At 35.6% G+C, this 26,074-nt stretch carries 23 protein-coding genes and 1 pseudogene; 16 read left to right on the forward strand and 8 right to left on the reverse strand.

Annotated elements, in window-relative coordinates; genetic code table 11:
* Positions 1-171: 171 nt before the first annotated feature.
* Both A9G30_RS03265 and lexA read right to left on the reverse strand, forming a co-directional pair.
* Positions 172-558, reverse strand: coding sequence for a hypothetical protein (locus tag A9G30_RS03265; protein WP_065588047.1), 387 nt, complete (start codon positions 556-558; stop codon positions 172-174).
* 83 nt (positions 559-641) lie between these two features.
* Positions 642-1,268, reverse strand: a complete 627-nt coding sequence (lexA, locus tag A9G30_RS03270; RefSeq protein WP_065566699.1) for a transcriptional repressor LexA — start codon at positions 1,266-1,268, stop codon at positions 642-644.
* A gap of 244 nt (positions 1,269-1,512) precedes the next feature.
* Here lexA and coaE point away from each other — a divergent pair, with 244 nt between their 5' ends.
* Genes coaE through tsaD form a run of 4 tightly spaced genes read left to right on the forward strand, consistent with a single transcriptional unit; the run spans position 1,513 to position 4,152 of the window.
* Entirely contained in the window at positions 1,513-2,118 is a 606-nt protein-coding gene (gene coaE, locus A9G30_RS03275) for a dephospho-CoA kinase (protein WP_065581968.1), read from the forward strand.
* Positions 2,119-2,122: 4 nt separating this feature from the next.
* On the forward strand, positions 2,123-2,860 hold the full coding sequence (locus A9G30_RS03280; protein ID WP_065588048.1) for a cell division protein ZapD: 738 nt from the start codon (positions 2,123-2,125) through the stop codon (positions 2,858-2,860).
* Between the two features lie 39 nt (positions 2,861-2,899).
* Positions 2,900-3,118 (forward strand): DNA gyrase inhibitor YacG, encoded by a 219-nt coding sequence (gene yacG / locus A9G30_RS03285; protein ID WP_065588049.1) that lies wholly within the window; start codon positions 2,900-2,902, stop codon positions 3,116-3,118.
* Entirely contained in the window at positions 3,118-4,152 is a 1,035-nt protein-coding gene (gene tsaD, locus A9G30_RS03290) for a tRNA (adenosine(37)-N6)-threonylcarbamoyltransferase complex transferase subunit TsaD (protein WP_065588050.1), read from the forward strand. Before yacG ends, tsaD begins: the two co-directional genes overlap by 1 nt.
* A 110-nt stretch (positions 4,153-4,262) precedes the next feature.
* Here tsaD and A9G30_RS03295 read toward each other — a convergent pair whose 3' ends face one another.
* Positions 4,263-4,607 carry a DUF4282 domain-containing protein gene (locus A9G30_RS03295; protein ID WP_081295610.1) on the reverse strand — a complete coding sequence of 115 codons (345 nt, stop codon included), beginning with the start codon at positions 4,605-4,607 and terminating at the stop codon, positions 4,263-4,265.
* Between the two features lie 127 nt (positions 4,608-4,734).
* Between A9G30_RS03295 and ycaO the strand changes: the two genes are divergently transcribed.
* Positions 4,735-6,501, forward strand: a complete 1,767-nt coding sequence (gene ycaO, locus A9G30_RS03300) for a 30S ribosomal protein S12 methylthiotransferase accessory factor YcaO (protein ID WP_065588051.1) — start codon at positions 4,735-4,737, stop codon at positions 6,499-6,501.
* A gap of 932 nt (positions 6,502-7,433) precedes the next feature.
* On the opposite strand, the gene A9G30_RS03305 is transcribed toward ycaO, so the two are convergent.
* On the reverse strand, positions 7,434-8,264 hold the full coding sequence (locus tag A9G30_RS03305; protein ID WP_065566694.1) for a shikimate 5-dehydrogenase: 831 nt from the start codon (positions 8,262-8,264) through the stop codon (positions 7,434-7,436).
* Between the two features lie 73 nt (positions 8,265-8,337).
* Here A9G30_RS03305 and A9G30_RS03310 point away from each other — a divergent pair, with 73 nt between their 5' ends.
* Complete coding sequence (locus A9G30_RS03310) at positions 8,338-8,667, forward strand: nitrous oxide-stimulated promoter family protein (RefSeq protein ID WP_065588052.1); 330 nt, start codon at positions 8,338-8,340, stop codon at positions 8,665-8,667.
* Positions 8,668-8,764: 97 nt separating this feature from the next.
* Here A9G30_RS03310 and A9G30_RS03315 read toward each other — a convergent pair whose 3' ends face one another.
* Positions 8,765-10,834, reverse strand: coding sequence for a TonB-dependent receptor (locus A9G30_RS03315; protein ID WP_081295611.1), 2,070 nt, complete (start codon positions 10,832-10,834; stop codon positions 8,765-8,767).
* 280 nt (positions 10,835-11,114) lie between these two features.
* Here A9G30_RS03315 and alr point away from each other — a divergent pair, with 280 nt between their 5' ends.
* Positions 11,115-12,200 carry an alanine racemase gene (gene alr, locus A9G30_RS03320; RefSeq protein ID WP_065588053.1) on the forward strand — a complete coding sequence of 362 codons (1,086 nt, stop codon included), beginning with the start codon at positions 11,115-11,117 and terminating at the stop codon, positions 12,198-12,200.
* A gap of 7 nt (positions 12,201-12,207) precedes the next feature.
* Complete coding sequence (mltG, locus tag A9G30_RS03325; protein ID WP_065580601.1) at positions 12,208-13,230, forward strand: endolytic transglycosylase MltG; 1,023 nt, start codon at positions 12,208-12,210, stop codon at positions 13,228-13,230.
* A 108-nt stretch (positions 13,231-13,338) separates the two neighbouring features.
* Here mltG and A9G30_RS13555 read toward each other — a convergent pair whose 3' ends face one another.
* Together A9G30_RS13555 and ampD are read right to left on the reverse strand one after the other, a co-directional pair.
* On the reverse strand, positions 13,339-13,656 hold the full coding sequence (locus tag A9G30_RS13555; RefSeq protein ID WP_442903441.1) for a YqcC family protein: 318 nt from the start codon (positions 13,654-13,656) through the stop codon (positions 13,339-13,341).
* Positions 13,654-14,190, reverse strand: a pseudogene (gene ampD, locus A9G30_RS13560) (1,6-anhydro-N-acetylmuramyl-L-alanine amidase AmpD); the annotation flags it as partial. The gene A9G30_RS13555 and the pseudogene ampD, both read right to left, overlap by 3 nt.
* Before the next feature lie 197 nt (positions 14,191-14,387).
* Here ampD and ppdD point away from each other — a divergent pair.
* From ppdD to A9G30_RS03355, 5 genes are all read left to right on the forward strand, one after another.
* Complete coding sequence (gene ppdD / locus A9G30_RS03335) at positions 14,388-14,819, forward strand: prepilin peptidase-dependent pilin (protein ID WP_065588055.1); 432 nt, start codon at positions 14,388-14,390, stop codon at positions 14,817-14,819.
* A 40-nt stretch (positions 14,820-14,859) separates the two neighbouring features.
* Complete coding sequence (locus A9G30_RS03340) at positions 14,860-15,969, forward strand: ATPase, T2SS/T4P/T4SS family (RefSeq protein ID WP_065588056.1); 1,110 nt, start codon at positions 14,860-14,862, stop codon at positions 15,967-15,969.
* Positions 15,966-17,141 carry a type II secretion system F family protein gene (locus tag A9G30_RS03345; protein ID WP_065588057.1) on the forward strand — a complete coding sequence of 392 codons (1,176 nt, stop codon included), beginning with the start codon at positions 15,966-15,968 and terminating at the stop codon, positions 17,139-17,141. Before A9G30_RS03340 ends, A9G30_RS03345 begins: the two co-directional genes overlap by 4 nt.
* Positions 17,141-17,890 carry a prepilin peptidase gene (locus tag A9G30_RS03350; protein ID WP_065588058.1) on the forward strand — a complete coding sequence of 250 codons (750 nt, stop codon included), beginning with the start codon at positions 17,141-17,143 and terminating at the stop codon, positions 17,888-17,890. The genes A9G30_RS03345 and A9G30_RS03350 overlap by 1 nt, the downstream gene beginning before the upstream one ends.
* Before the next feature lie 837 nt (positions 17,891-18,727).
* Positions 18,728-19,885 (forward strand): M20 aminoacylase family protein, encoded by a 1,158-nt coding sequence (locus tag A9G30_RS03355; RefSeq protein ID WP_065588059.1) that lies wholly within the window; start codon positions 18,728-18,730, stop codon positions 19,883-19,885.
* A 68-nt stretch (positions 19,886-19,953) separates the two neighbouring features.
* Here A9G30_RS03355 and ygfZ read toward each other — a convergent pair whose 3' ends face one another.
* Positions 19,954-20,829, reverse strand: a complete 876-nt coding sequence (gene ygfZ, locus A9G30_RS03360) for a tRNA-modifying protein YgfZ (RefSeq protein WP_065581984.1) — start codon at positions 20,827-20,829, stop codon at positions 19,954-19,956.
* Positions 20,830-21,113: 284 nt separating this feature from the next.
* On the opposite strand from ygfZ, the gene ilvI reads away from it, so the two are divergent.
* The 3 genes from ilvI to A9G30_RS03375 form a co-directional block, all read left to right on the forward strand.
* The gene (gene ilvI, locus A9G30_RS03365; RefSeq protein WP_065588060.1) at positions 21,114-22,832 is read left to right on the forward strand and encodes an acetolactate synthase 3 large subunit; all 1,719 of its coding nucleotides are present in this window, start codon (positions 21,114-21,116) and stop codon (positions 22,830-22,832) included.
* Positions 22,832-23,326, forward strand: coding sequence for an acetolactate synthase small subunit (ilvN, locus tag A9G30_RS03370; RefSeq protein ID WP_065566682.1), 495 nt, complete (start codon positions 22,832-22,834; stop codon positions 23,324-23,326). Before ilvI ends, ilvN begins: the two co-directional genes overlap by 1 nt.
* Positions 23,327-24,035: 709 nt before the next feature.
* On the forward strand, positions 24,036-26,074 hold a 2,039-nt coding region (locus tag A9G30_RS03375; RefSeq protein WP_065588061.1), incomplete at its 3' end, for a TonB-dependent receptor.

A 26,074-nucleotide genomic window follows, 5' to 3' on the forward strand; every position in this document is an offset into this window, starting at 1 on the left:
TTATGGATGATATGAGCAACTATCAATAGATTGCATTCTTTAGCCATGCATGGGGGAGTTCATCTGTTGCGTTATATCTGCTTTTATGCATTTATTATTTAATTTATTTTTAGAATAAAAAAATCCAGTAATTTGATACTGGATTTGTAGTTGTTTTAATATTTTTATAAGTTAATCAACTGGGTAAAAATCATTTGTAACACCGCTGTTATCGTCACTTTCGTGATCGTGGCTACTTGATCCTGGTATCGCTCTAGAGCGTTCGATAGGCACATAACTACCGCTTGGTGTTTCAACTTGGCATTCCCCCAAAAAGATAGAATATTTGGTGTTGGCATGCATACTTTCACCTCTAAAATAGCAATGAGTTGCATTGTATAAATCAGTTCGGCAAAGCACAGCAATGGTTAACCAAACAATGAGTACAGCTAAAGATACCCATTTTAATTGTTTCCATATTAAAGACCAAAATCCAATTCCTCTAAAACGGCAGTAGCCTAAAATAAGTAATAGCGTTGCAATAAATCCTAAAAATTCGTATAACCAAAATAGCCACATAGTTGTCTCCCCACACTTTAGTGTGGTTGTTATTTTATACTAACTTTTCTTATACATCTATACACTTGCAATGATGTTTATTGTTACATCCATGATCCGTTACGGATGATACCAACAGCAAGTCCTTCAATGGCAAAGTTTTGTTGTTCTAAATCAACTTCAATTGGTGAAAACTCTTCATTTTCGGCAATTAAACGGACATGTTTACCTTTGCAAGATAAACGTTTAACGGTGACTTCGTCATCAATGCGAGCAACAACGATTTGACCATTTTTAACGTCTTGAGTTTTGTGTACAGCTAACAAGTCACCATCTAATATTCCGATATCTTTCATTGACATGCCATGCACTCTTAATAAAAAGTCGGCATGAGGTTTAAACAGTGAAGGATCGACTTGGTAATGGCTTTCGATATGCTCTTGCGCTAGTATTGGTGATCCTGCGGCAACTTGACCAATAAGCGGTAAACCTTCAAAATCATTTTGTTCAACAGGACTTTCAAGCAAAAGGCGGATACCTCGTGAAGATCCTGCAATCATTTCAATAGCTCCTTTTTTAGCTAAAGCTTTAAGGTGTTCTTCGGCCGCATTAGCGGATCGAAACCCTAATTTTTTAGCGATTTCGGCACGCGTTGGTGGCATACCTGTGGTTTGAATGTTGTCTTTTATTAGATCATAAATTTGTTGCTGACGTGCGGTTAGTGGCCTCATTATTTTTTCCTGTTTTTATATACAGATATATGTAATTATATACAGCTAGTGATATAAAACAACTGTTTTATTTAATTTATTTTATAATCGTGGATAAATTTTTCGAATTATAGCTATTATGTGCTATTTGGGTGAATAATTTTGTTAATTGAATTATTAACTCAAGCTTATGGTTTGAGTTACATAATCAATCTACTTGTATGCTATAATAACTTAATATTTTTGTTGGATTGGAATTGACTTTATGCCTTATGTTGTTGCTTTAAGTGGCGGTATTGCCAGTGGTAAAAGTACTATTGCCAATTTGTTTGCTAAATTAGGTGTGCCTGTTATCGATGCAGACATTATTGCAAGGCAAGTTGTGCAAGTTGGTAGCGATGCGCTTAACCAAATTGTTAAGCACTTTAGCCAAGAAATTTTGCTTGCCAATGGCGAACTCGATCGCAGTCAGTTACGTGAGATTATTTTTAATAATGATCATGAACGCCTTTGGCTTAATCATTTACTGCACCCCATAATTCAACAAGAAACTCAAAAACAAATTGCTAGGCAAAATTCAACATATGTTATTTGGGTTGTGCCACTATTGATTGAAAACAATTTACACACATTAGCAGACCGCGTATTAATAATCGATGCCCCAATCTCGTTACAATTGGCGCGATTAATAGAAAGGGATAATATTAGTCAATCACTAGCTAAAAAGATGATAGGATCGCAAGTATCTTTGCAAAAACGCTTATCTTATGCTGATGATATCATCGTTAATGATGATAATTTTACGTCGCTAACTGTGCAAGTTGATCAATTGCATCAACAATATTTACATAACTTTAATGGTAAGATTTAGATAGATGAATGACATTATTTTTGAACATCCATTAAATGAAAAAATGCGTACTTGGCTCCGTATTGAATTTTTATTAAATCAATTAAATACACATTGTCATTTTGATCAGAATAACGCATTGCTTTTTTTTCATGCATTGTCCGAACTGTTAGAAATTATTGAGCGTAATGATGTTAAAGGCGATTTGACTAAAGAACTTGAATCGCAAAAACAAAAGTTAACTTTGTGGCTAACTTTTGATTGTGTTGATCATGATCTCATTAATGAATTGATCCACCAGTTTGATTGTTTTTCAGCTCAATTTAATGAGATAGGACGCTTGGGACAGCCATTAAGAGATGATCGTTTTATTACTGCTATTCGCCAACGTTTGATGATTCCAGGTGGGTGTTGTAGTTTTGATTTGCCTTCGTTCCATTTGTGGCTCAAAATTTCACAAGAAAAGCGCGATATTCAAGTTAAAAGTTGGTTAGAGCACTTGTCAACGCTGGATAAATCTCTAACATGCTATATGCAACTAATTAGGCAAATGGGCGAATTTAAGCGATTTGTTTGTTTTAACAATTTTTTTCAAGAGACTAATGGTGATGTAAACTTGGTTCGGATTCGAGTTTCGTTAGATAAAAATGTGTATCCACAAGTATCAGGTCATATGTCGCGCTTTAGTATTCGTTTTTTATCGCTAGATGTTTGCGATAACGTCAACACCGATGAGCTTGAATTTGAATTAGCTTGCTGTTAGTACTATTAAATACTGATTATTGAAAAAGAAAGAGTCGAAATGAATAAAAATACAGCTATATTTGTTAATTGCCCAACTTGTCAAAAAAAAGTGGAATGGAATAATGATAGTCTTTATCGTCCATTTTGCAGTAAACGCTGCCAACTTATTGATTTAGGTGATTGGGCAACTGAAGCGCACCGCATCTCCGATAAAGATAGCACCGAACAAGATCTCTGGAGCGAAGAAGATCTTACTGATTTTGCAGGTAGACATTAATGAAGATCCTAGGCATTGAAACCTCGTGCGATGAAACAGGCATCGCCATTTATGATGATATTCATGGTTTGATTGCAAACCAACTTTATTCTCAAGTTAAATTACATGCTGATTATGGTGGCGTTGTGCCTGAGCTTGCTTCACGCGATCATATACGCAAAACAGTGCCGTTAATTCAAGCCGCATTAAAAGAAGCTAATTTAGATTCAGCTGATATCGATGGAGTAGCTTATACCGCAGGCCCTGGTTTGATCGGTGCTTTGATGGTTGGTGCATCAATTGGACGCTCGCTTGCTTATGCATGGAATGTGCCAGCTATTGCAGTGCATCACATGGAAGGGCATTTGCTTGCACCAATGCTTGAAGATAACCCACCTGAATTTCCATTTGTTGCCTTATTAGTTTCTGGCGGGCATACACAGCTTATTAGCGTTACAGGTATTGGTCAATATGAACTTATTGGTGAATCCATTGATGATGCTGCTGGTGAAGCTTTTGATAAAACAGCTAAATTACTTGGGTTGGATTATCCTGGTGGCGCAAAATTGTCAAAGTTAGCTCAACAAGGCAATGCGTCACGTTTTTCGTTTCCTCGCCCAATGACCGATAGGCCAGGGCTTGATTTTAGCTTTTCGGGGCTAAAAACTGCGGCGGCTAATACTATTTATCAGCATAGCACAGAGGGCTGCGAGCTTGACAGCCAAACCAAAGCGGATATTGCGCGAGCCTTTGAAGATGCTTTAGTTGATACTTTATTAATTAAATCACGTCGAGCGCTTGATCAAACGGGCTTTAACCGTTTAGTCATTGCTGGTGGTGTGAGTGCTAATAATACCTTGCGTGATAAATTAACTTGGTTGATGCAACAGCGTAAAGGTCAGGTTTATTACCCAAGACTTGAGTTTTGTACCGATAATGGCGCTATGATTGCCTATGCAGGTATGATTCATTTAAAAGCGAAGCAGTATTCAGATTTGGCTATTAATGTTAGACCAAGGTGGCCACTTAACGAGCTTAGTGTGGTGAATGAGTAATTGTGGTTTTAATTTTATTGATAAAGCAATAAAAAGCGGGAATAAGTTCCCGCTTTTTAGCTTAAATAATCAGTTTACTTATTATTAATTTGTTGTATTTGGCTCGATGACTATTCTGTTTTTTCCGAATTAGTATTTTCAGCGCCTATTTTTCCTTCAGCGAGTTTTCTGATGTTATTGTTGATGCTAAATAATACACAAAGTAATTCGAAACCAATACGAGTTGAAATAAAGCCTACAACAAAAGTGATGATACCAGTGAAAAACGCAACTATTCCTGCGGCAGCACTATAGGAAAATATAGCAAAACTACCTATTATTATGCTTAATGCACTAAAGCCAACAAGTACTAAAGCAATCCAATATACGATAGTGATAAATACAGGTGTCATCATTTTATCAAAGAAAAAAAAGTCTTTGATGGAAATATCTTTAAAATTTATTTTTTTGTTCATTTTATTTCCTTATTGAAAGGGGGATTAATTTTTAACTTCTATTTTTTCTAATTTGCGTATACAGTTATATGTCTTTAAAGCTGTAAGGCGTGATTATTGTAACATGAAATTATTTTGAGATTAACTTATGAAAACTTATATTCTGGGCAAAGATGCTGCCCTTGAAGATTCAATTAATTATTTTCAGCAACAATTAGCAAAATATGATTTAGATGTAAAAGAAGCTTCTTGGCTTAATCCTGTACCGAATGTATGGTCAGTGCATATTCAAAATACAAAATGCCCCTTGTGCTTTGCTAATGGTAAAGGTGCAAGCAAAAAAGCGGCGTTAGCATCGGCTTTGGGTGAGTATTTTGAGCGGTTATCTACTAATTACTTTTTTTCCGATTTTTATTTAGGAAAACAAGTAGCAAATGCTGATTTTGTGCATTATCCGACCGAAAAATGGTTTACCATTCCTGAGGATAATTCCTTACCTAAAGGATTATTAACCCCAAACTTGCTGAAGTTTTATGATCCGGATAATGAACTATGTGCAACCGATTTAGTCGATTTACAATCAAGTCATGGCGAGCGGGGTATTTGTGCGTTACCATTTGAGCAACAATCCGATAAGCAAACGGTTTATGTGCCAGTTAATTTAATTGCTAATTTATATGCATCTAACGGTATGTCAGCGGGCAATACTCGAAATGAAGCACGCGTGCAGGGGTTATCAGAAATTTTTGAACGTTATACCAAAAACAAAATCATAGCCGAAGCAATTAGCTTACCTCTAATTCCAAACGAAGTGATTAACCGGTACCCAGCTGTTTTGGCTGCCATCAGCGCACTTGAAAGTGAAGGTTTTCCGCTTTATTGCTTTGACGCCTCATTGGGTGGTGAATTTCCCGTGATTTGTGTTGTGTTGTTTAATCCGCAAAATGGAACGTGTTATGCGTCATTTGGTGCACATCCAAATTTTGGAGTTGCCTTTGAACGAACCGTCACCGAGCTATTACAAGGGCGCAGTTTAAAAGATCTTGATGTGTTTTCTCCGCCAAGTTTTGATAATGATGAGATAGCGGATCTTAGTAATTTAGAAACACACTTTATCGATTCAAGTGGCTTGATTTCATGGGATCTATTTAAAGAGCAAGCCGATTATGAATTTGTGTATTGGGATTTTTCGGGTACCACAGATCAAGAGTTCACTAATTTAATGTCTATTTTCAATCGCCACAATACAGAAGTACTAATCATGGACTATGAGCATCTGGGCGTTTACGCTTGTCGTATTTTAGCTGTTGGCATGTCCGAAATTTACCCTCCTGAAGATCTATTACTTGCCAATAGCAACATGGCAATTGGCCTACGCGATCTTATTTTGTCATTACCTCATAAGAAATTTAGCACAAAACAGTATTTGGCAATGATTGAACAGCTTGATGATGAAGGTCTTGATGATTATGCACGCGTTCGTGAACTGCTTGGCATTGCAACGGGTAGCGATAATGCTTGGTTAACATTGCGAATTGGCGAATTAAAGGCGATGCTGGCCTTGGCAGGTAAAGACTTAGTGCAAGCACAACAATGGATTGATTGGACGGTTGAAATGAATGGTTCGATATTTACACCAGCACGTAATCATGCCTATCGTTGCTTGCAAACACTAGTTAATTTTATGATTGAACGTGATCCTCAAACGTTTACTCAATACCAAAATGCATTTAGCAAAATGTATGGCAAAGATTGTGTTGATGAAATGTGGCAATATGCTAATGGTGAAAAAACATTTTTTGGCTTGGCGGATTTTGTCTCAGCCGATGAACTAGCCAATAACAATTTAGAGCAATTTGCAATGCATCAAAAGTTGTTAGCCGTGTATCATAAATTACATCAAGCGATGTTATAGCATCGCTATTAAAATTCCACCGAATCAATTCGGTGGAATAGTTAAATTTATCTGTTTATTTGTCTAACTCGCTGATTTAACTAAAAAACATAAAACAAAAACTTTAATAAAATCAATAGTTTTTCTGAACGATTTTTAGCTTAAAATTTAAGTGTTAAAAACAAAATCGAAATCTTCCACTTGTACTTTTGTTAAGCGATTAGTTCAATCTATTAGGATAAAAAGAAAAGAAAGAATAAAAAGTCTTGTTTACAGGTAGTTTTATTGATAGTTACCCAACGCATTGATTTAACTAAAAAAACAGAAGATAAAAACTTCAATAAAATCAATAGCTTTTCTGAATGATTTTTAGCTTAAAATTTAAGTATTAAAAACAAAATCGAAATCTTCTACTTGTGCTTTTGTTAAGTGATTAGTTCAATCTATTAGGATAAAAAGAAAAGAGTAAAAGTTTTTTACAGGTAGTTTTACAGATAGTTGCCCAACACATTGATTTAGCTAAAAAAATAGAAGATAAAAACTTTAATAAAATCAATAGCTTTTCTGAACGATTTTTGACTTAAGACTTAAGTATTAAAAACAAAATCGAAATCTTCCACTTGTGCTTTTGTTAAGCGATTAGTTCAATTTATTGGGATAAAAAGAAAAGAGTAAAAGTTTTTTACAGGTAGTTTTATTGATAGTTACCCAACGCATTGATTTAACTAAAAAACACAAAACAAAAACTTTAATAAAATCAATAGCTTTTCTGAATGGTTTTTGACTTAAAGTTTAAGTGTTAAAAACAAAATCGAAATCTTCCGCTTGTGCTTTCGTTAAGCGATTAGTTCAATCTATTGGGATAAAAAGAAAAGAGTAGATAGTAGAAAACCACCAAGGTAATTTGCTATCAACTGCGATAAAAATCCCCCGTTCTTTAGGGGGAATATCAATTAAGCTTGCCTTGCGAACTCACTGGCTTGTTTAACCAATTCGGCAGAAGGTGTTACGCCAGTGTATAGCACAAATTGTTCTAGTGCCTGTATTGTTGCAACATCTGCTCCAGAAATAATGATTTTATTTAGTTTTCTAGCATATTTTATCATGGGTGTTTCAACTGGCAATGCAACCACATCAAAAACAATATCGGCGTTGTTTATCATGGGTTGAGGAAAAGCTAATTCATCAGCTTCAACCCCACCAAGCATCCCAATTGGAGTGACGTTAATAATTAATTTCGCTTGCTGTGGTAATATGTCCTGCTCGTTTTTTACCCATGTGTAGTTGTATCGTTTGGCTAAAGCTTCACCTTTGAGTTGGTTACGCGCAACAATAATGCCATTTTTAAATCCTGCATCATAAAAAGCCCCAATCACCGCGTTAGCCATACCACCACTACCTTTTAAAACAAAGGGCGTAGTATGATCAATTTTATTGGCTGTAATAAGTTTAGCAACAGCAATATAATCTGTATTATAAGCTTTTAAGTGATAGTTGGTATTAACAATGGTATTCACCGATTGAATCGATTTTACCGAATCATCTAATTCATCAATAAACTCAATACAAGCTTCTTTATACGGCATTGAAATGGCACAGCCTCGAATAGCTAAGGCCTTAATGCCATAAATTGCATCTTTTAAATTATTGGTAGTAAAGGCTTTATATAAGTAATTAAGATCAAGTTTTTCATATAAATAATTATGAAACCGAGTACCAAAATTGCTTGGCCTTGCTGAAAGTGACATACAAACCGTGGTATCTTTATTAATAATTCTTGCCATTTTTACTATTCCTTGTGATGATAAAGGTATGTTTTAGTTTTATTTTAACACTTTATTCAGTGGTTTTTTAGTTATGGTTGCCAATAATATCGGACCAAAGATTATTCAAGAGAAAAAAACGGTGAGTGCCATGCTCTATTTATATTGTCATAAACAGCATAATAGCAAAAATCATCAGTTATGTAATGAATGCAACGATCTGTTGCAATATGCTATGCAACGTTTAACAATGTGTCGTTTTGGTGAGAATAAAACGACGTGTGAACGATGTCCTAAGCATTGTTATCGTAAAGATTATAAACAAAAAATAAAGCAAGTCATGCGGTTTTCTGGTCCAAGAATGATGATTTATCATCCTATCATGGCATTGCGACATCTTTATAAAAATTTGTTGAGTAAGTAGTTTGTTAGTTAACAGTTACTATGCGGTAAATCGCATAGTAACAATTAGAGTAACCATTATGATATAAATAGTGCATATCGTGTTAAGTTTTCTATTTTTAAAATTTTATGCTAGCACTCACTATAGCGTGAAATTTTGCAGCGGGTATGCTTTCGTAGGCGGTTGTGTAGTTTTTATTTAATATATTGTTGATATCTAAACCAATTTTATATTGCCGATTATCGCCAAATGCCGTGCTGGTAGATAAATTTAATGTTGACCAACCACGATAACGATAAACTGATGAATCGCTACGCTGAGTTGCATTGCTGGCAAATCGCATAAATAGATCTGAATCAAGATCAAAGTGATCAAAATAGGCGTTGTGTTTTACGCCAACACTGCCAGTAAAGCGTGGGTTACCTGAATCATATGTAGTATATCGGTCAGTTTTAATCTGACGACGCAGATAATTGCCTTTAATATAAGGGATAAATGCAAAATCAAGGTATTCAATACTCAATTCTAAACCATGGGTTTTGGCTTTGTTGGCATTATTGTAATAATTAAAATTAGCCCCTGATGCGCCGTCGCAAATTGCAGAACCATTGCAGCTCATTTCTGTAATATAGTTTTTTGCTGCTGAATAGTAAATGGCCATATCAACTAACCATTTACTATTATTATAACGTAATCCAATTTCGTAATTATTTGACTTTTCAGCTTTTAATTTTGAGTTTCCATAAAGTGTTTGGCTTGCTGCTGAAGTTACAGCATAAAGATGAGAAAGCGTCGGGTAAACATAGCCTTGTGCAAAAGAGGCTCTTAATTGCGCATTTTTAATGCCAGAATAAGTTAACCCAGAAGACACAACAAAGTTATTATCACTGTCTTTCTTTTTACTATCAATTTTGTGTGTTACTAATGGTTGCCCGATTGTTGGTATTTTATTAATTGAGCTTGAACCACGTTTAAGTTTTGATGTTACCCAATATTGGCGAGCCCCTATATTCCATGATATATCATCAGTGATAGCCCAGTCGTTTTGAGCAAATAGCGAAAAGCTTGATTGTTGCCATTTATTGGCTAAATATTTGTGCTGACTATAACTGGCTCTTGGCGACGGCATTTTTGATACAACCGTATTATGTGAATGTTGATCAACATTGTCTTGTTGATATTGTGAGCCCATAATCAATCTCATATCTTTATGTAGAACAAAATCAGATTGGAATGTCATGCCATACGTTTTTTGTTCATCATTTGTGGCGGTATGGGTGGTGACATTCATTATCGGGCGTGGTGACACGACAACATGATTTATAAATTGTCGATTTAATTTTTGTACATAAGCATCGTAATGGATTTTTTTGAGGAATGAGTTATCAAGATCATAGTCATAAAATAGCCCCATTTTTTCACGTTGTAATTTAGGTAATTTAACAGAAAAATCCTTAATTGAAGGTGAATTATCATCTTTAGCAAAATAGGTTTTAGTATCAAGCTGGTAACTTTCAAGTGAAAGTCCAAATTTATGTTTGTCGATATTAAGCCCAAACCATGAACTTAAGCTCTCATTATCGAAATCAGTATTGTGCAATTTACCTTGATAGGCTTTACGATCGTTATTTTTAGCGTTAGAACTGCTAATTCTATAATCAAAAATACTATCGATGGTGCCATTAACGGTACCCATTTCGGTAAAGCCATCGGTGGATTGGTTATAAACAAGTTTAACATCGCCATTAAGCGGAGCGTTGTTTTTGCTCCCTTTACGTGTAATAAAGTTAACGACACCACCAATAGCCTGTGAGCCATAAAGAACGGAATGCGGACCTTTAATCACTTCTATTCGTTCAACGGATTCCATATCAATTAATACACCAGCACCAGAACCATGTCCTGAGCGGTGATATGTTACTTCTTGCCCATCAATTAACATTAAAATTCGCGCTGGAGCTTCGCCTCTGATCGTAATTTGCTTACGTCCAGCTAGTGAATTATCAGTAATTTCAACACCTGGAATATCACGTAACGCTTCGACAACAGAATCACCATTTTGTTTTTCGATATCATCACGATTAATTACGTTAACTGATACCGAACTATCCCATATGGTTTTTTCATTACGATCTGCGGTCACTATAATTAATTGTGTCTTGTGGGGAAGTTCGGTTTTCTGCCGCAAAAGTATTTGTGCTTAGGTAAAGGCTTAGTAGTGTAATATATAATGTTGGCTTAATATAAATTTTTGAAGTAGCTAATTTCATTGTTTATTTTATCCTATACCAGCAAAAAGTTATTCAAATGATAATCTAAATAATAACTATTATCATTTGATATGTAAATAAAAAGCTTTTTAAATCAAAAAAGACTTAACCTATTAATAGATATGTATAAAAATAAAAATTTGTTATTATTACAAACAGAATTTAAAATAGTCATTCAATCAAAATTCAGGTAAGTACATGTCTATTGCAGTTGTTGAAGTTAACCGTCAATCAGTTATTCATAATGTTGAATATCTTAAAAGTATAGCGCCTAATAGCCAGCTAGTTGCCATCATTAAAGCCAATGCTTATTCACACGGAATAAAAGAAATTGCACAGTTGTTATGTGATAAAGTCGATTATTTAGGGGTATCGAGAATTTCCGAAGCAATCGCGTTGCGCAATAATGGCATTAATGCGCCTATCGTGGCTTTGGAAGGTTTTTTCCCTCACGAAAGCATTGATGATTTGATTGATTTTAATATTCAACCTGTTATCCACAGTAAATGGCAAATCGATGCGCTGTGTTGCTCTCCTTTGAGTGAGCAAATTATTCCGTGGTTTAAACTTGATACAGGAATGCATCGGTTAGGATTTTGTATTGACGAGGCTAAAGCTGAATTTTATCGTTTAGCTCGTTGTTCAGTGGTTTGCAAGCCAATTAATATTATGAGTCATTTTAGTTCGGCCGATGATCTCACTTCTGAACAAACGTTAAAGCAAATAGCGCTATTTGATCAGTTTATTGCTTCAATTGATGACAAATCACTGATTGGAAAGCGTTCGCTTGCTGCATCAGGTGGCACATTGGCTTGGTCAAAAGCACATTATGAGGTGGTTCGCTCTGGAATTGCTTTATATGGCGTCTCGCCCTTTGAGGCGCCAGTTGCGGGGCTTAAACCAGCCATGACATTTAAATCTGAATTAATTGCAGTACGAAAACACAAAAAAGGGGAATCTGTTGGTTATGGGCAAATTTGGCGTAGTCAGCAAGATACCTTTCTTGGCGTCGTTGCGATGGGTTATGGCGACGGTTATCCTCGAAGTATTCCACCAAATACCCCAGTTTTGATTAATGGACGGAAAGTCCCCATTGTTGGCCGAGTCTCAATGGATATGATTGTGGTTGATTTGGGAATAAATAGCAGTGAAAAACCGGGTGACGAAGTCATATTTTGGGGACCAGAACTCCCCGTCGAGGAAATCGCTAAGCATACAGGTATAAGTGCTTACGAGTTAATAACACACTTAACTTCACGCGCAAAAATTCATTATAGTAGATAAATAAGTTATGATTAAAAAAATATTTTTATACACTCTACTCCCCCTAGTATTAATTGTGGGAGGTTCAATGACTATTGGTTATTATTTTTTACACCAGTTTTCTCAACAGCAAATGCAAGTAAATGATGAAAATCAGATGTTTATATTGAAGAAAGGTACATCTATGCATCAATTAGTTGCCCAAGTAAAAGAAAGCAAGTTAATGCAACAAGCTTATTTGTTACCTTATTTGTGTAAGCTAAATCCGTCATTAAGATCAATTAAAGCAGGCTCTTATCAATTACACCCACATATGACTGTTGAGGAGTTTTTGAAATTGTTAGTGTCTGGCAAAGAAAGTAATTTTTCAATTCAATTTATTGAAGGTAAACGGGCTAAAGACTGGTTGAAAGTAATTCAAAATACGCCTTACATTCAGCAAACTTTAGTAGGTAAAACAGATGAAGAAATAGCGAAGTTGTTAGGCATTGACGGATCTATTGAAGGTTGGTTATCGCCCGATACTTACCGTTATACAGCAGACACATTAGATATCAATATTCTCAAACGTGCGCATATGACGATGAAAAGTAATCTACAAAAAATTTGGGATAATCGTGATAGCAATTTACCGTATCAGACACCTTATGAATTATTGATTATTGCATCAATAATTGAAAAAGAAACAGGCGTCAGTTCTGAGCGAGCTAATGTGGCTTCAGTATTTGTTAATCGCTTAAATGCCAAAATGAAGTTACAAACTGATCCAACAATTATTTATGGTTTAGGTGATAACTATAAAGGTACTATTAGACGTGTCGATTTGACTGATACTGAAAACCCTTATAATACTTATGTTATTGAAGGATTACCACCAACGCCAATCTCCATGCCAAGTCTTGCCTCACTTGAAGCTGCAGCACACCCCGCTAAAACTAATTATCTGTTTTTTGTTGCTAATGGAACTGGTGGGCATACGTTTTCAAGTACTTACAGCAATCACCAGCAGGCGGTGAATGAGTATCGCCGAATGACTAGCGGTGGGAATTAGCGTTTTAAAAACAGCGTTAAATATAATTAACTCTGTAAAAGTATTTTATTTAAATACGTTCACTTTAACCATTACCGCATATTAATGCGGTAACTTTTTATGATTAAATCAATATAATTCATCAAGTTGCTTAATTAGAGAAAGTAGATGATTAACATTTTGTTTTTGCTCTTTTAGCGCTTCTTCAAAATAAGGATGCAAGGCAAATTTAGGTAAATTAGCTTTGGCATCAATTAGTGCTTGCATGCGTGGAATAAAAACCCATTGTAACCATTCGTGTGGTTGCATTGTGTCTAGCGCAAAGGGTTCTTGACTTAAAAAGGCATCTGGGGTTGGTGGCATTGTTTGCCATAAATTGATTTTTTGTAATTCTTTAGTTATTTTTTGAAGTTGATTCAGTAGCATATACTCTTGTGATTGTTGCATTAGCAAACTTTGATAATATTGCCAATCGAAACAAGGCCCTGGATCTGTTTTACGATCAGGGGCAATATCGCTATGCCCAGCAATATTTTCAATAGCATAGTGTTGTTGAAGTAATAAAGTGATTTTTGCTAGTTGTTGATATTGTATGCAAGTAAAGCTATCGGTATCGCATCCTTCCATTTCAATACCAATTGAAAAATCATTACAATTTTCTTGGCCTTCAAATACTGATTTTCCTGCATGCCAAGCGCGTTTATTGAATGGAACAAATTGAATAATTTCACCATCACGCCGAATAAATAGATGACTTGACACTTTAAGTTGATAAATCGAAGCAAAGTACGGGTGCTCCTCAGGATTAAGTTGCCCTGTAAATAGCTGTTCAACATAAGGTCCGCCATATTCATTGGGCGGTAAGCTAATATTATGGATAACAAGTAGCGATATCGGCTTATTGATTGGTCGTTCATCATAAAAAGGTGAAATAGCTTGCTTAACACCCTGTAACCAACCATTAACAATTTTTAAGGACATATTGACTCCAACTTATCTGATAAACCGATGCCTAAATATTTTTGCGATCAGCTTCTCATAGCTTGCACATTTAAAGTAATAATTCATTGTGTTATGGATTTTCTTTTCCACGCTTAACACTTCGTTATTATTCCACTTTTTTGTTTTGCTATAAAGACTCTTTCTATTGAATCATTCATTGATATTTTGAGGTATTTATGTCTAAACAAGCGGGTTTTACTTTATTTGAACTGATGATTGCTATTATTGTGATTGCTATCTTAACGGCTATTGGTGTGCCTGCTTATCAAGGATATGTAAAAAAAGCTGCGTTGACAGATATGTTGCAAATCATGACGTCATATAAAACAGCCGTCGAAATCTGCGCAGTAGAACAAGGCAGTTTAACCAACTGTAGTAGTGGTAATAATGGTATACCGGCAAGCCGAACGTCTAATTATGTCACATCAATTACGGTCAATAACGGCGTTATTACCTTAGTTGGCACCAGTGCTTTAACTGGATTAACGTCCACATTAACACCAACAGTAAGTGCTACCCACGGTAATTTAGATTGGCACCGGGTTTGTACGACGTCGCCAGCCGATGCTAGTTTAACCCGTGCTTGTGAAGATATATTCAAATTTTGATGTTAACTCTTTAATCTTTTATGGATAAGGAAGCGCTTTTATGCAAGAAGATCAGCTCATTGAAAGTATTGATAAATTATTGCTTGAGGCATTAGATAAGCGAGCTTCGGATATTCATTTTGAGCCTTACCTGCATAGTTATCGTATTCGCATGCGTATTGATGGGGTCTTACATGATATGTTGTCACCACCTCTTGCATTGGCTAAACAAATAACCGCAAGATTAAAAATTATGTCTAAGCTAAATATTGCTGAGCACAGATTACCGCAAGATGGCCAGTTGATCATTGGTCGTTATACTATGCGTATTGCCACCTTACCAGTAATGAATGGTGAAAAAATAGTTTTAAGAGTTATGGATAATCATGAATCTGAACTAACCATTAATGATTTGGGATTAACAGATGAAGATCTTTTTCTATTCAAACAAATTTTAGACTATCCACAAGGATTGATATTGGTGACGGGACCCACTGGAAGCGGAAAAACGGTTACGTTATATAGCGCACTAAAACAATTAAATAAAATTGAGCGTAACCTTTGTAGTGTTGAAGACCCTATAGAAATTCCTCTTGAAGGTGTTAATCAAACGGCAATTAATCCCAAAGCTGGATTGACATTTGGTATCGTATTACGAGCCTTATTGCGACAAGATCCTGATGTGATGATGATAGGTGAGATCCGCGATCATGAAACGGCTGAAATTGCTATTCAAGCAGCACAGACAGGGCACTTAGTCTTATCAACTTTGCACACTAATTCTAGCATTGAAGCCATAACACGGTTAAATCAAATGGGTATTGAAAATTATTTACTTTCATCGAGCCTAAAATTAGTTATCGCTCAGCGACTAGTCAGAAAGCTGTGCCCACACTGTAAGGTTAAGGCAAATGAGCTAATTAGATTGGGTAAAGAGCAAATAGCAAATTATCAAGCTTTGGGTTGCCCAAATTGTATTGGCGGTTATAAAGGGCGAATTGGACTATATGAATTTTTAGTTATTACCCCCGACATTCAAAAGCAAATATTAGCAAACCAAGCTATTTTGCCTTCAAATATGACGTCGTTAAAAATAGCAGGTCAAAATTTAATTAAGCAGGGTATCACAAGCTTAGCGGAGTTAAATCGAGTCTTGGGAGATAAAGCATGAAAAGACTCTACTATTGGTATGATCTAGATTTTAATCAACACAAAATCATCGCTCAATCACAACAACTCGCTAAGCGTCAGTTATTACTGGAAGGTAAAATTGCTATTAAGATTAAAGCAGGCGCTATTATTACTACACGTAGTTTTCACTGTGCTGATTTGCTAATAATTACCAAACAATTAGCTACTATGTTAAAAGCGGGATTATCTATTATTGATACATTACATTTGTTAGTCCAAGAACAACCTAAACCGCATTGGCAATATTTGTTATCTGATATCAAGCAACAAATCGCTAAAGGTGAAGCATTGTCTCATGTACTACACCAACATCATTCGGTGTTTTCTCCTTTATATTGTGAAATTATCGCAGTTGGTGAGTTAACAGGACAACTTGATGAGAGTTTTGAACAGCTAGCATTATTGCTTGAAAAATCAATCAAATTACAAAAAAGTTTTAAAAAAGCAGTGCGTTACCCTCTGTTTTTATTATCGGTTGCGATGATCGTCAGTTTAGTCATGTTGCTATTTGTGTTGCCAAAATTTTCAGATATTTATCAAGATTTCGATGCTCAATTACCTGCTTTTACTCAATGTATTATTGATTTTTCCAACAATTTGCAACAAAGTTGGTTAGTGTGGTGTATAGGATTTATGATCAGTTATTTTTGTTATCAACGCTATTTTAAAATGCGCTATCGACTTCAAATTGAAGCGATGATAATAAAATGCCCTATTGTTGGTAAGGCGGTTCAAACTAGTTGCTTAACCCAGATTTTTCAAACCATTGCTATCACCCAAAAAGCAGGTATACCATTATTAACAGGTTTAGCTGCAACAACGAATATCACTTATTACAGCCTTTATCGTAATAGTATTTTACAGATCATTGCGGGTATTGAACAAGGTTATTCATTTAGTCATGTTTTACACCAGCAATTATATTTTCCTAATTTATGCTCACAATTAATTCACGTCGGTGAAGAGTCAGGCACATTGGATTTAATGCTCGATAAGTTAGCAGCCTATTATCAAGAACAAAATCAAGTCTTAATCGATAATTTATCGCAAGCTTTTGAACCATTATTAATGCTAGTGTTAGCTTTGATTATTGGCTGTTTAATTGTAGCGATGTATTTGCCTATTTTTCAAATGGGCGAGGTGATTCACTAATGCTAATGTTTATGATCATCTGTTTGGGGCTTTGCATGGGTAGTTTTGTTTATGTTTCTTATTGCCGTTATTTGCCATCAATGTCTACATTTCAGTATTTATGTTGTATTAGCGTTCAGCGATCCGCTTGTCCACATTGTCATAATAAACTCGAGTTTTGGCAATTGTTGCCAGTTGTTTCTTGGTTTATCTTAAGAAGTCGTTGTTATAATTGCAATGCCAAGATTTCGTTACGCTATGTTAGTGTCGAATTATTTGTCGCTGGTTTATTTACTATAATCTATGTCGATAAAGGTATGCATTTTCAAAGTTACATCTTAATGTTTCTTGGCTGCTATTTTTTACTGCTGGCGTTGATTGATTTTAAATATTATTTATTACCTGATATGTTTACACAACCGTTGATGTGGGTAGGTGTTATGCTTGCCTATTTTAACATCACAAACCTTGAGTTAGCCGATGCTTTACTGGGCATTTTTTGGGGATATTTATTATTAAAAATACCTGCTACATTATTTTATTTAATCTCTAAAAAAGAGGGATTAGGTGGTGGGGATATCAAACTACTTGCCGCATTGGGAGCTTGGTTACCTTATACATTATTACCCCTGCTGTTATTTTTTGCTTCATCATTGGGGGTTGTGTATTATCTTTTTTTGCGATATGCATTCAATCAAAATCTTACAAAGATTATTCCATTTGGTCCTTTTTTATTAATATCGGGTTATGTGAACTATTATTATTTGTAGGGAAACATCGGCTGGTTTACATTTTATGATTACAATAACCTACTAAAAACTTATAAGGTGCTTTGTCGAAAATCGCTTAACCTTTTTGTCTTTTGAATCGCTAACTATGTGCTGATTATGCTATATCGCCATTTAAAGCACATATCACGCTTTCAGCTTACCCATTCATTTGAGAGCTGGCAGTTTTCGTGAATGTTTGATTGATATAATAGTCATCATACGTTATTCAACAAATAAATATAGTGGAGTCTCAATTAATCACCAAACGGTATAGAATCCTGAATATTTTTTACAAAAAATAGAGCCTAAAATGTAAATAGTTGTGTAAATATCCCATAGCGAGCACACTACTCATGTAGAAAATTACGCAGTCTGCTTTCGTGTTTGATATGCAATTACGTCAGGCTATTTAATTTCTATGAGATCTTTCAGCGTTATAAATGGACGAACAACATAAAACAGTTAGCCCAATTGGTGACGGTGATTTTACTTTATGGATATAAAGACTATATTCCTTGTCTGAGAAGATGTGTGATGCCTATTCATTACAGCCGTTTCTTGAATTACTGTAAATAACACGAGTAATTCCAGCATATTATTGTTACTTGAAATTGTTGTTAAAAAGTTTCAGGAAATCTTACTTTTCAGTCAATTTTTGTTAATCAATATTGTGTTAAAAGTGCATAAAGTTATTATTTTGTTCAAAATATGCAACATATAACCAAAATTGATATTCATAGTAAAAATAGTTATTTTTATAAAAGTGGGAATCACGTTATAGTGTTGATAAAAACAGCGTGTTATGCTGTAAGTTAGTTACCCATTAAGGAATCACTCATGATATCAAATAGTATTAATGATCTAAAAAGTGAAATGATAGCATGGCGTCATCATATTCACGCTCACCCCGAAACGGCTTTTGAAGAAGTCAAAACTACGCAATTTATTATCGAAAAACTGCAATCATTTGGTATTACTCAATTATATACGGATTTTGCGCCAACTGGCGTAGTTGGTGTTATTAAAGGCAATAAAGAAGGGCGATGGATTGCTCTGCGAGCTGATATTGATGCATTAGATATTATTGAAGAGAATAATATCAATTATTGCTCCACTATCTCAGGCAAAATGCATGGCTGTGGTCATGATGGGCATACGGCAATATTATTAGGTACAGCCAAATATCTTAGTGAACATCGTGATTTTTCTGGCACAGTTGTTGTTATTTTTCAACCCGCTGAAGAAAATGAGGGTGGCGCTCAAGTTATGGTTGAAAATGGTTTATTTGATAGGTTTCCTATTGAGGCTGTATATGGTATTCATAATCAACCTAATATGCAGTTAAATCACTTTTACATTAACCACGGTCCAATGATGGCATCATATGATGTATTTGAAATTAAAATAACGGGTATTGGCGCGCATGCAGCAGCTCCTCATTTAGGTAAAGATACTATTTTAACGGCTACTCAGATTGTGAATGGTTTACAGAGTATTGTTAGCCGTAATGCTGATCCACTTAGCTCATTAGTCGTTAGCGTGACGCAAATTCACAGCGGGGATACTTGGAACGTATTACCTCAGCACGCAGTGATTCGCGGAACGGTTAGGGCATTTAGTGCTCAAGTGCAAGATATGGCTGAAAGTCGCATTAAACAAATAGCAACAGGTATTGCCACAACATTTGAAGTCAAAGCCGAAGTCGATTATCAGCGACGTTATCCTGCGACAATCAATCATGCTAAACAAGCCAAAATTGCAATGACAGCCGCTAAAAAAATCGTCGGTGAAGATCACTTGATCATCGATCACAATCCGTCTATGGGGGCTGAAGATTTTGCCTTTATGTTGCAAAAAATTCCCGGCGCTTATGTTTGGTTAGGTGCAGGTAGTGGTGCCAATTTGCATAATCCAGCATTTAATTTTAATGATGAAGTGTTAACAACGGGGGTAAGTTATTTTATAGCAGTTGTTAATCAGGAACTTGCAAGCTAATTTTAAAAGATAGGCATAAAGATAACTGGAATAAGCATTATCTTATTCCAGTTTATTGCTGAAAATAACTAAAAGGTCATTCGACTGTTATCATTTCCATAAACTCTAAATGGGGTATTTAAATCAATCCCATTATTAAGTACAACTTGGACACAAACGCCATTTTTTTCGTCTAATTTTGCAGCGGCTAAGACAATTCCACCTTCTCGCCAGCCACCAGCAAGCTTGTATTCAAGCGTGCTACCAATTTCAGGGAGAACATCACTGGTACCTTTTATTACATACATACCACGAGTATTAGCGCCGCGAAATTGCGCTCTTGCTACCATTTCTTGACCACAATAACAGCCTTTTTCAAAACTGATTGCATCATAAGATTGTAAATTACAGGCTTGCGGTAATAACGTTGCCATATTGTTATCATCAATAATAGGATAGCCTGCTTGTAAATCAAGTTTTAACCACTCATCGCATGGTAGTAAATCATCTTGAATAGGCTCTGGCGTTACCATTATAACGCGCATTTGTGGTAAAGGAAGTTTGATATAGGTAATGTTATTTTCAGTAAAACAGTTGATATTACTTAATTTGTTTACAATTGTTGACGGAATCGCATTACCGACCAACCCAATTATATTCAAATCTTGGACTGGCTCAATAGTTACTTTAGAAAAAACAGCATATTTTGCTAGCTCAGCAATTTGTTTTTTTACAACGCTTTTACGCACGATATAGTAGATATCATCGCCTCGCTGAAATAACAGTAAAGTACTCCACATTCTGCCTTTATTATCACAATGAGCAGCATAGAGTGTTGCCTGTTCAGAAAGCCGATTAATGTCGTTAGTTATTTGCCCTTGCAGAAAAACTCGGTTATCTTGGCCTGAAACTTTAACTAATTGCCAATCAGCAAGGGAAGTTGGTTTAGAAAAAATATTGCTCATATTAGTACCTTTAGGTAATGAAGAATCCTAGTAACATGATGACTAGAAAAACTTAGGCTTTGAGTGTATATAAAAAATAAAAAATTAACAATCAAATCAACTAGCAATATTTAAATAAATAGGGATAGCTTATGAATATTATTCATGATATTGCAAAAATTAATTTTGTTAGCACCTAATTTTGCCTGTAATGTGCTTAGTTAATTGACTTTATTGATTTTGTTTACAAGTTGATGCAAAATGATTCAGAAAATGACAAATCAGTTACATTGGAGGCAACAACCATGGCAAAACTGTCAGGTGCAGAAATGGTTATTCAATCTTTGATTGACCAAGGCGTAAAGCAGATTTTTGGTTATCCCGGTGGTAGTGTTCTTGATATTTATGATGCAATTCACACGTTAGGCGGCATTGAACATATTTTAGTTCGTCATGAACAAGCAGCGGTACATATGGCAGACGGTTATGCTAGAGCAACAGGCGATGTCGGCGTTGTTTTAGTTACCTCAGGCCCTGGAGCAACCAATACAATTACTGGTATTGCAACCGCTTATATGGACTCTGTGCCATTAGTTATATTGTCTGGCCAAGTCGCCAGTAATCTAATTGGTAATGATGCATTCCAAGAATGTGATATGATCGGCATTTCACGCCCCATTGTTAAACATAGTTTTTTAATTCAAGACAGTAAAGATATTCCAGAAACTATCAAAAAAGCGTTTTATATCGCTTCGACTGGACGACCAGGTCCAGTGGTGATTGATTTGCCAAAAGATATTGTTAATCCAGCTAATAAATATCATTATCACTACCCAAAATCTGTCTTAATGCGATCTTATAATCCAACTATTCAAGGACATAAAAAGCAGATCAAAAAAGCATTAACGACGCTATTAGCTGCAAAAAAACCAGTGTTGTTTATTGGTGGTGGTGTAATTGCTGCCGACGCAAGTAGCGAAATTAAAACACTCGCAGTAAAACTCAATCTACCAGTTGCTTCAACGTTGATGGGCATTAGCGCCTTTCCGGGGACCGGCAAACATTACCTTGGCATGATTGGTATGCATGGCGTCTATGAAGCCAATATGGCTATGCATAATGCTGATGTGATTTTTGCAATTGGTGCTCGTTTTGATGATCGAACTACCAACAATGTTGAAAAATATTGCCCAAAAGCCAAGATTATTCATATTGATATTGATCCTACTTCTATTTCTAAAACTATTTTGGCTTCGATCCCTGTGGTGGGTGATGCAAAAGTTGTTCTTGAAACGATGTTGTCAATGTTAGATGAATTAAATACTGCACGTGATCTTGATGCTTTGATTGATTGGTGGAAGCAGATCGAACACTGGCGCGCTCGTCACTGTCTAGCTTATAGTCATGAAGGGCAAAGCATCAAACCACAAGAAGCAATTGAAGTATTATATAAATTGACCAAAGGGGATGCCTTTGTGGCAACCGATGTAGGGCAACACCAAATGTTCACGGCGCTTTATTACCCGTTTGATAAACCACGCCATTTTATTACCTCAGGTGGACTTGGCACGATGGGATTTGGTTTGCCAGCAGCGCTTGGTGTTAAGTTAGCATTTCCTAAAAAAACCGTTGTTTGTGTGACAGGTGACGGTAGTATTCAAATGAATATACAGGAGCTTTCAACGGCTTTGCAATATGGTTTGCCTGTACTAGTTTTAAATTTAAATAACCGTTTTTTAGGCATGGTTAAGCAGTGGCAAGATATGATTTATGCTGGCCGACATTCGAGTTCTTATATGGAGTCCCTTCCTGATTTTGCTAAAATTGCAGAAGCTTATGGCCATGTAGGTATAGTAATAACTAAGCGTGAAGATCTTGAGCCTAAACTTAAACAAGCACTGGAAATTAAAAACCGTTTGGTTTTTGTTGATGTCATGACTGATGCTACTGAACATGTTTACCCAATGCAAGTGCGAGGTGGCGCAATGAACGAAATGTGGCTTAGTAAAACGGAGAGAACCTAATGCGTTATATATTATCAATTTTAACTGAAAACGAACCGGGCGCATTGTCACGAATTATTGGCTTGTTTTCACAGCGGGGTTTTAATATTGAAACAATAACTACCGCACAAACTGAAGACCCAACTATGCATCGTATGACAATCCAAACCACAGGCGATGAGCATGTGCTTGAACAGATCCAAAAACAGTTGCATAAATTGGTTAATGTTTATCGCGTGCATGATTTAACCGAAGGACCACATGTCGAGCGAGAAATCATGCTAGTCAAAGTTGCCGCAAAAGGTGCTGATGCGCGTGACGAAGTAAAACGTTGTGCCGATATTTTTAGGGGATCGATCGTGGATGTCACCGCAACGCATTATATTGTGCAATTATCGGGCACCAGTGAAAAGCTAGACTCATTTTTAGCTTCAATTCGCGAAACATGTAATATTGTTGAAATGGTTCGATCAGGGATCATTGGTTTATCGCGTAGTGAAAGAACAGTCAAATAACTGTATTTTTAGTTAACATATTTAATTAAGGCGCGTTGTGTGCCTTAGTTTAAGCAAAAGAAAGTTTGAAATCGTTCATATAAAAATAATAGGTGTTGTTTATCTAGAATCGATAAACCAGAAAATGCTTTATTTCATTGATATATTAAACAATATTCGTAATTTTCCTCCTCGCCAAAGTATTAGACAATACTCGACGTTACAAATATATTATTTAGGTAATACTGCTTTTCATATTACTTTGGCGATATTGAGCTATTAGCTGAGTGTCGATAAACTTGATCATAATAGATTTAAATATATTCAAGGCGATAATTTTTGCTGTTGCAGCTTTACCAGAATTGATTTACCCCGTCCCTTTATCAAGCGTAATTTATCAATACTTAAGTGGTTAATGATTTCAGCTAACCAAAGATAGGTATTGACAAAGCCTTGTCAACTATCTGTTATTTGAACACTGTACTGGCTTTTTTGAACTTGATGTTTTCCTCTGATTTTTATTTATATTATTGAGATGACTTTTACTTATTTTTTCGATGATAATTTATGTCTATTTTTCGCCATAATTTTTCCAATCACTATAAACAATGTCAGCGTTTTTCCTGCAAATTGCTCAAAATTCATAAAATAAGTTGATAATGCAAATGATAATGGTTATCATTACTATTAATTTTTAGATTTGGTAAAACAATAAACGATAGGAAAAATAATGAAATTCGTTAATCAATTAACCATATTCGGCTTATTGAGTACAGCATCGGTTATTGTTTGTGCTCAGGAAAATATTAAAGATGATACTAATATCGAGACCATGAAAGTTATCGCTAATGTTAAAGATAATAATGATCAGCGGATAAAAAAATCATCAACAGCGACAAAAATGCCTTTTGATATCAAAGATGTTCCGCAAACGATCAATTCAGTGAATCTTGAGCAACAGAAAATTTATGGGCAAAGTGATTTAAATGTAATAGTAAATAAATTGCCTGGAGTTGATACAACATATGATATGCGTGATGAGGGGGTAAAAATTCGCGGTTTTTCGGCAAGCTCTGGTGATATTTATCGTGATGGCGTTCGTGCTAGTGGGCAGGTTAGGCAAAGTACTGCAAATATAGAACGAATAGAAGTATTGAAAGGTCCTGCATCTGTGCTTTATGGACGGGGTTCGGGTGGTGGAATAATTAATATGATTAGTAAACAAGCTAATTTTGATTCACCAACAACCTTAAGCTTACGTGGAGGTTCATGGGATAAATATGGTGGTATGATTGATATTAATCATATTTTACATGATAAACTGGTAATGCGAATGACTATTGATCATCAATCAGATAAAAGTTTTCGTAAAGGGATTAAGCAAAGAGATACAATGGTGTCGCCAAGCCTACTTTATGATAATTTAGAGGGATTTAATTGGTTAGTTCAATACACGCATGATCATTTGTGGCGTAAACCTGATCGGCCGCCAGCTTATTATGATTTACCCAAAGGCGTGTCAACTAAAACGTCTTATGCTCATCCAAATGATTATGTGAAAGATAATTTTAGTTCATTACGCTCTGTTATGGGATTTGCATTTAATCATGATTGGTCAATTAAATTAACGAATTTATACCGCCAAGCAGCTCAAAACTTCGATCACATTTATGCAGGTAGTTATTGCCATTTAAATGGAAAATTGAATAACGGCAAAGCTTGTGTCCATCCGGGGAAGTTGCAATTTCGCCGCGCTTGGCAAGAGACAGCCAATAAAACCTATAGCAATACTGTTGATTTAATGGGAAAATTTAATACGGACAGTATTGTTCATGATATGCTTATTGGTGTGGAATATAACATTGAAAAACGTCAACCAAGATTAGCCTTAACAAGCGCTTATCCTGAGGCCGTTGATCCTTTTCATCCTCATTGGCATTCCCAAAAGCCTCATTACAATAAATTAAATACCAAAACTAACCATAAAGCAACATCGACAGGCTTTTATTGGCAAGATTTAATCAGTTTTACAACACAGTGGAAGTTACTCGCAGGATTACGTTATGACGATTATAAATTTGCATCAGACGATAAATTAAAACACCAAAATCGTTCATATGATGGACACACGTTAAGTCCTCGAGTTGGTTTAATTTGGCAACCTATAGAATCACAGAGTTTTTATGCTTCTTATAGTAAAAATTTTGCACCTTATGGCGGGCGTGGGCTTATTACTATATCTACTGACTCAAAAACAGTTTATGATGATAAACCTCAATATTCACGCCAGTATGAAGTTGGTGTCAAAAGTGATTGGTTAGATGATAAGCTTTCTTCTCAAATAGCCCTTTATGATCTTGAATTATACAACGTCCGTTATCAACCTGATGCTATTAACGATCCTTATAATTGGGCGGTTAAAGGTAGTGATCGTAGCCGAGGCATTGAGTTAAGTGTTATTGGTCAGTTGGCATCAAAATGGTATATAAATAGTGGTATTGGTTATCAACAAGCCAAAGTTCACAAAGATAAAAAAACACCGGCCAACCAAGGAAAATATTTGCCTAATACTGCTAAAAATAGTGGTTATTTAAGCATTCGTTATTTACCTTACGATAATTGGTTTACAGAATTGGAAGTCAATTATAAAGGAGCTATGTATAACGATGATAAAAATCAATTTAAACGTGCTGGTTATAGTGTATGGAATGCTGCGGTTGGTTATCAATCGCCATCCTTTGAGGTAACGTTGGCATTGACTAATTTGTT

The sequence above is a fragment of the Gilliamella sp. Fer4-1 genome, from assembly GCF_001690515.1.
GTDB lineage: Bacteria > Pseudomonadota > Gammaproteobacteria > Enterobacterales > Orbaceae > Gilliamella > Gilliamella apicola_C.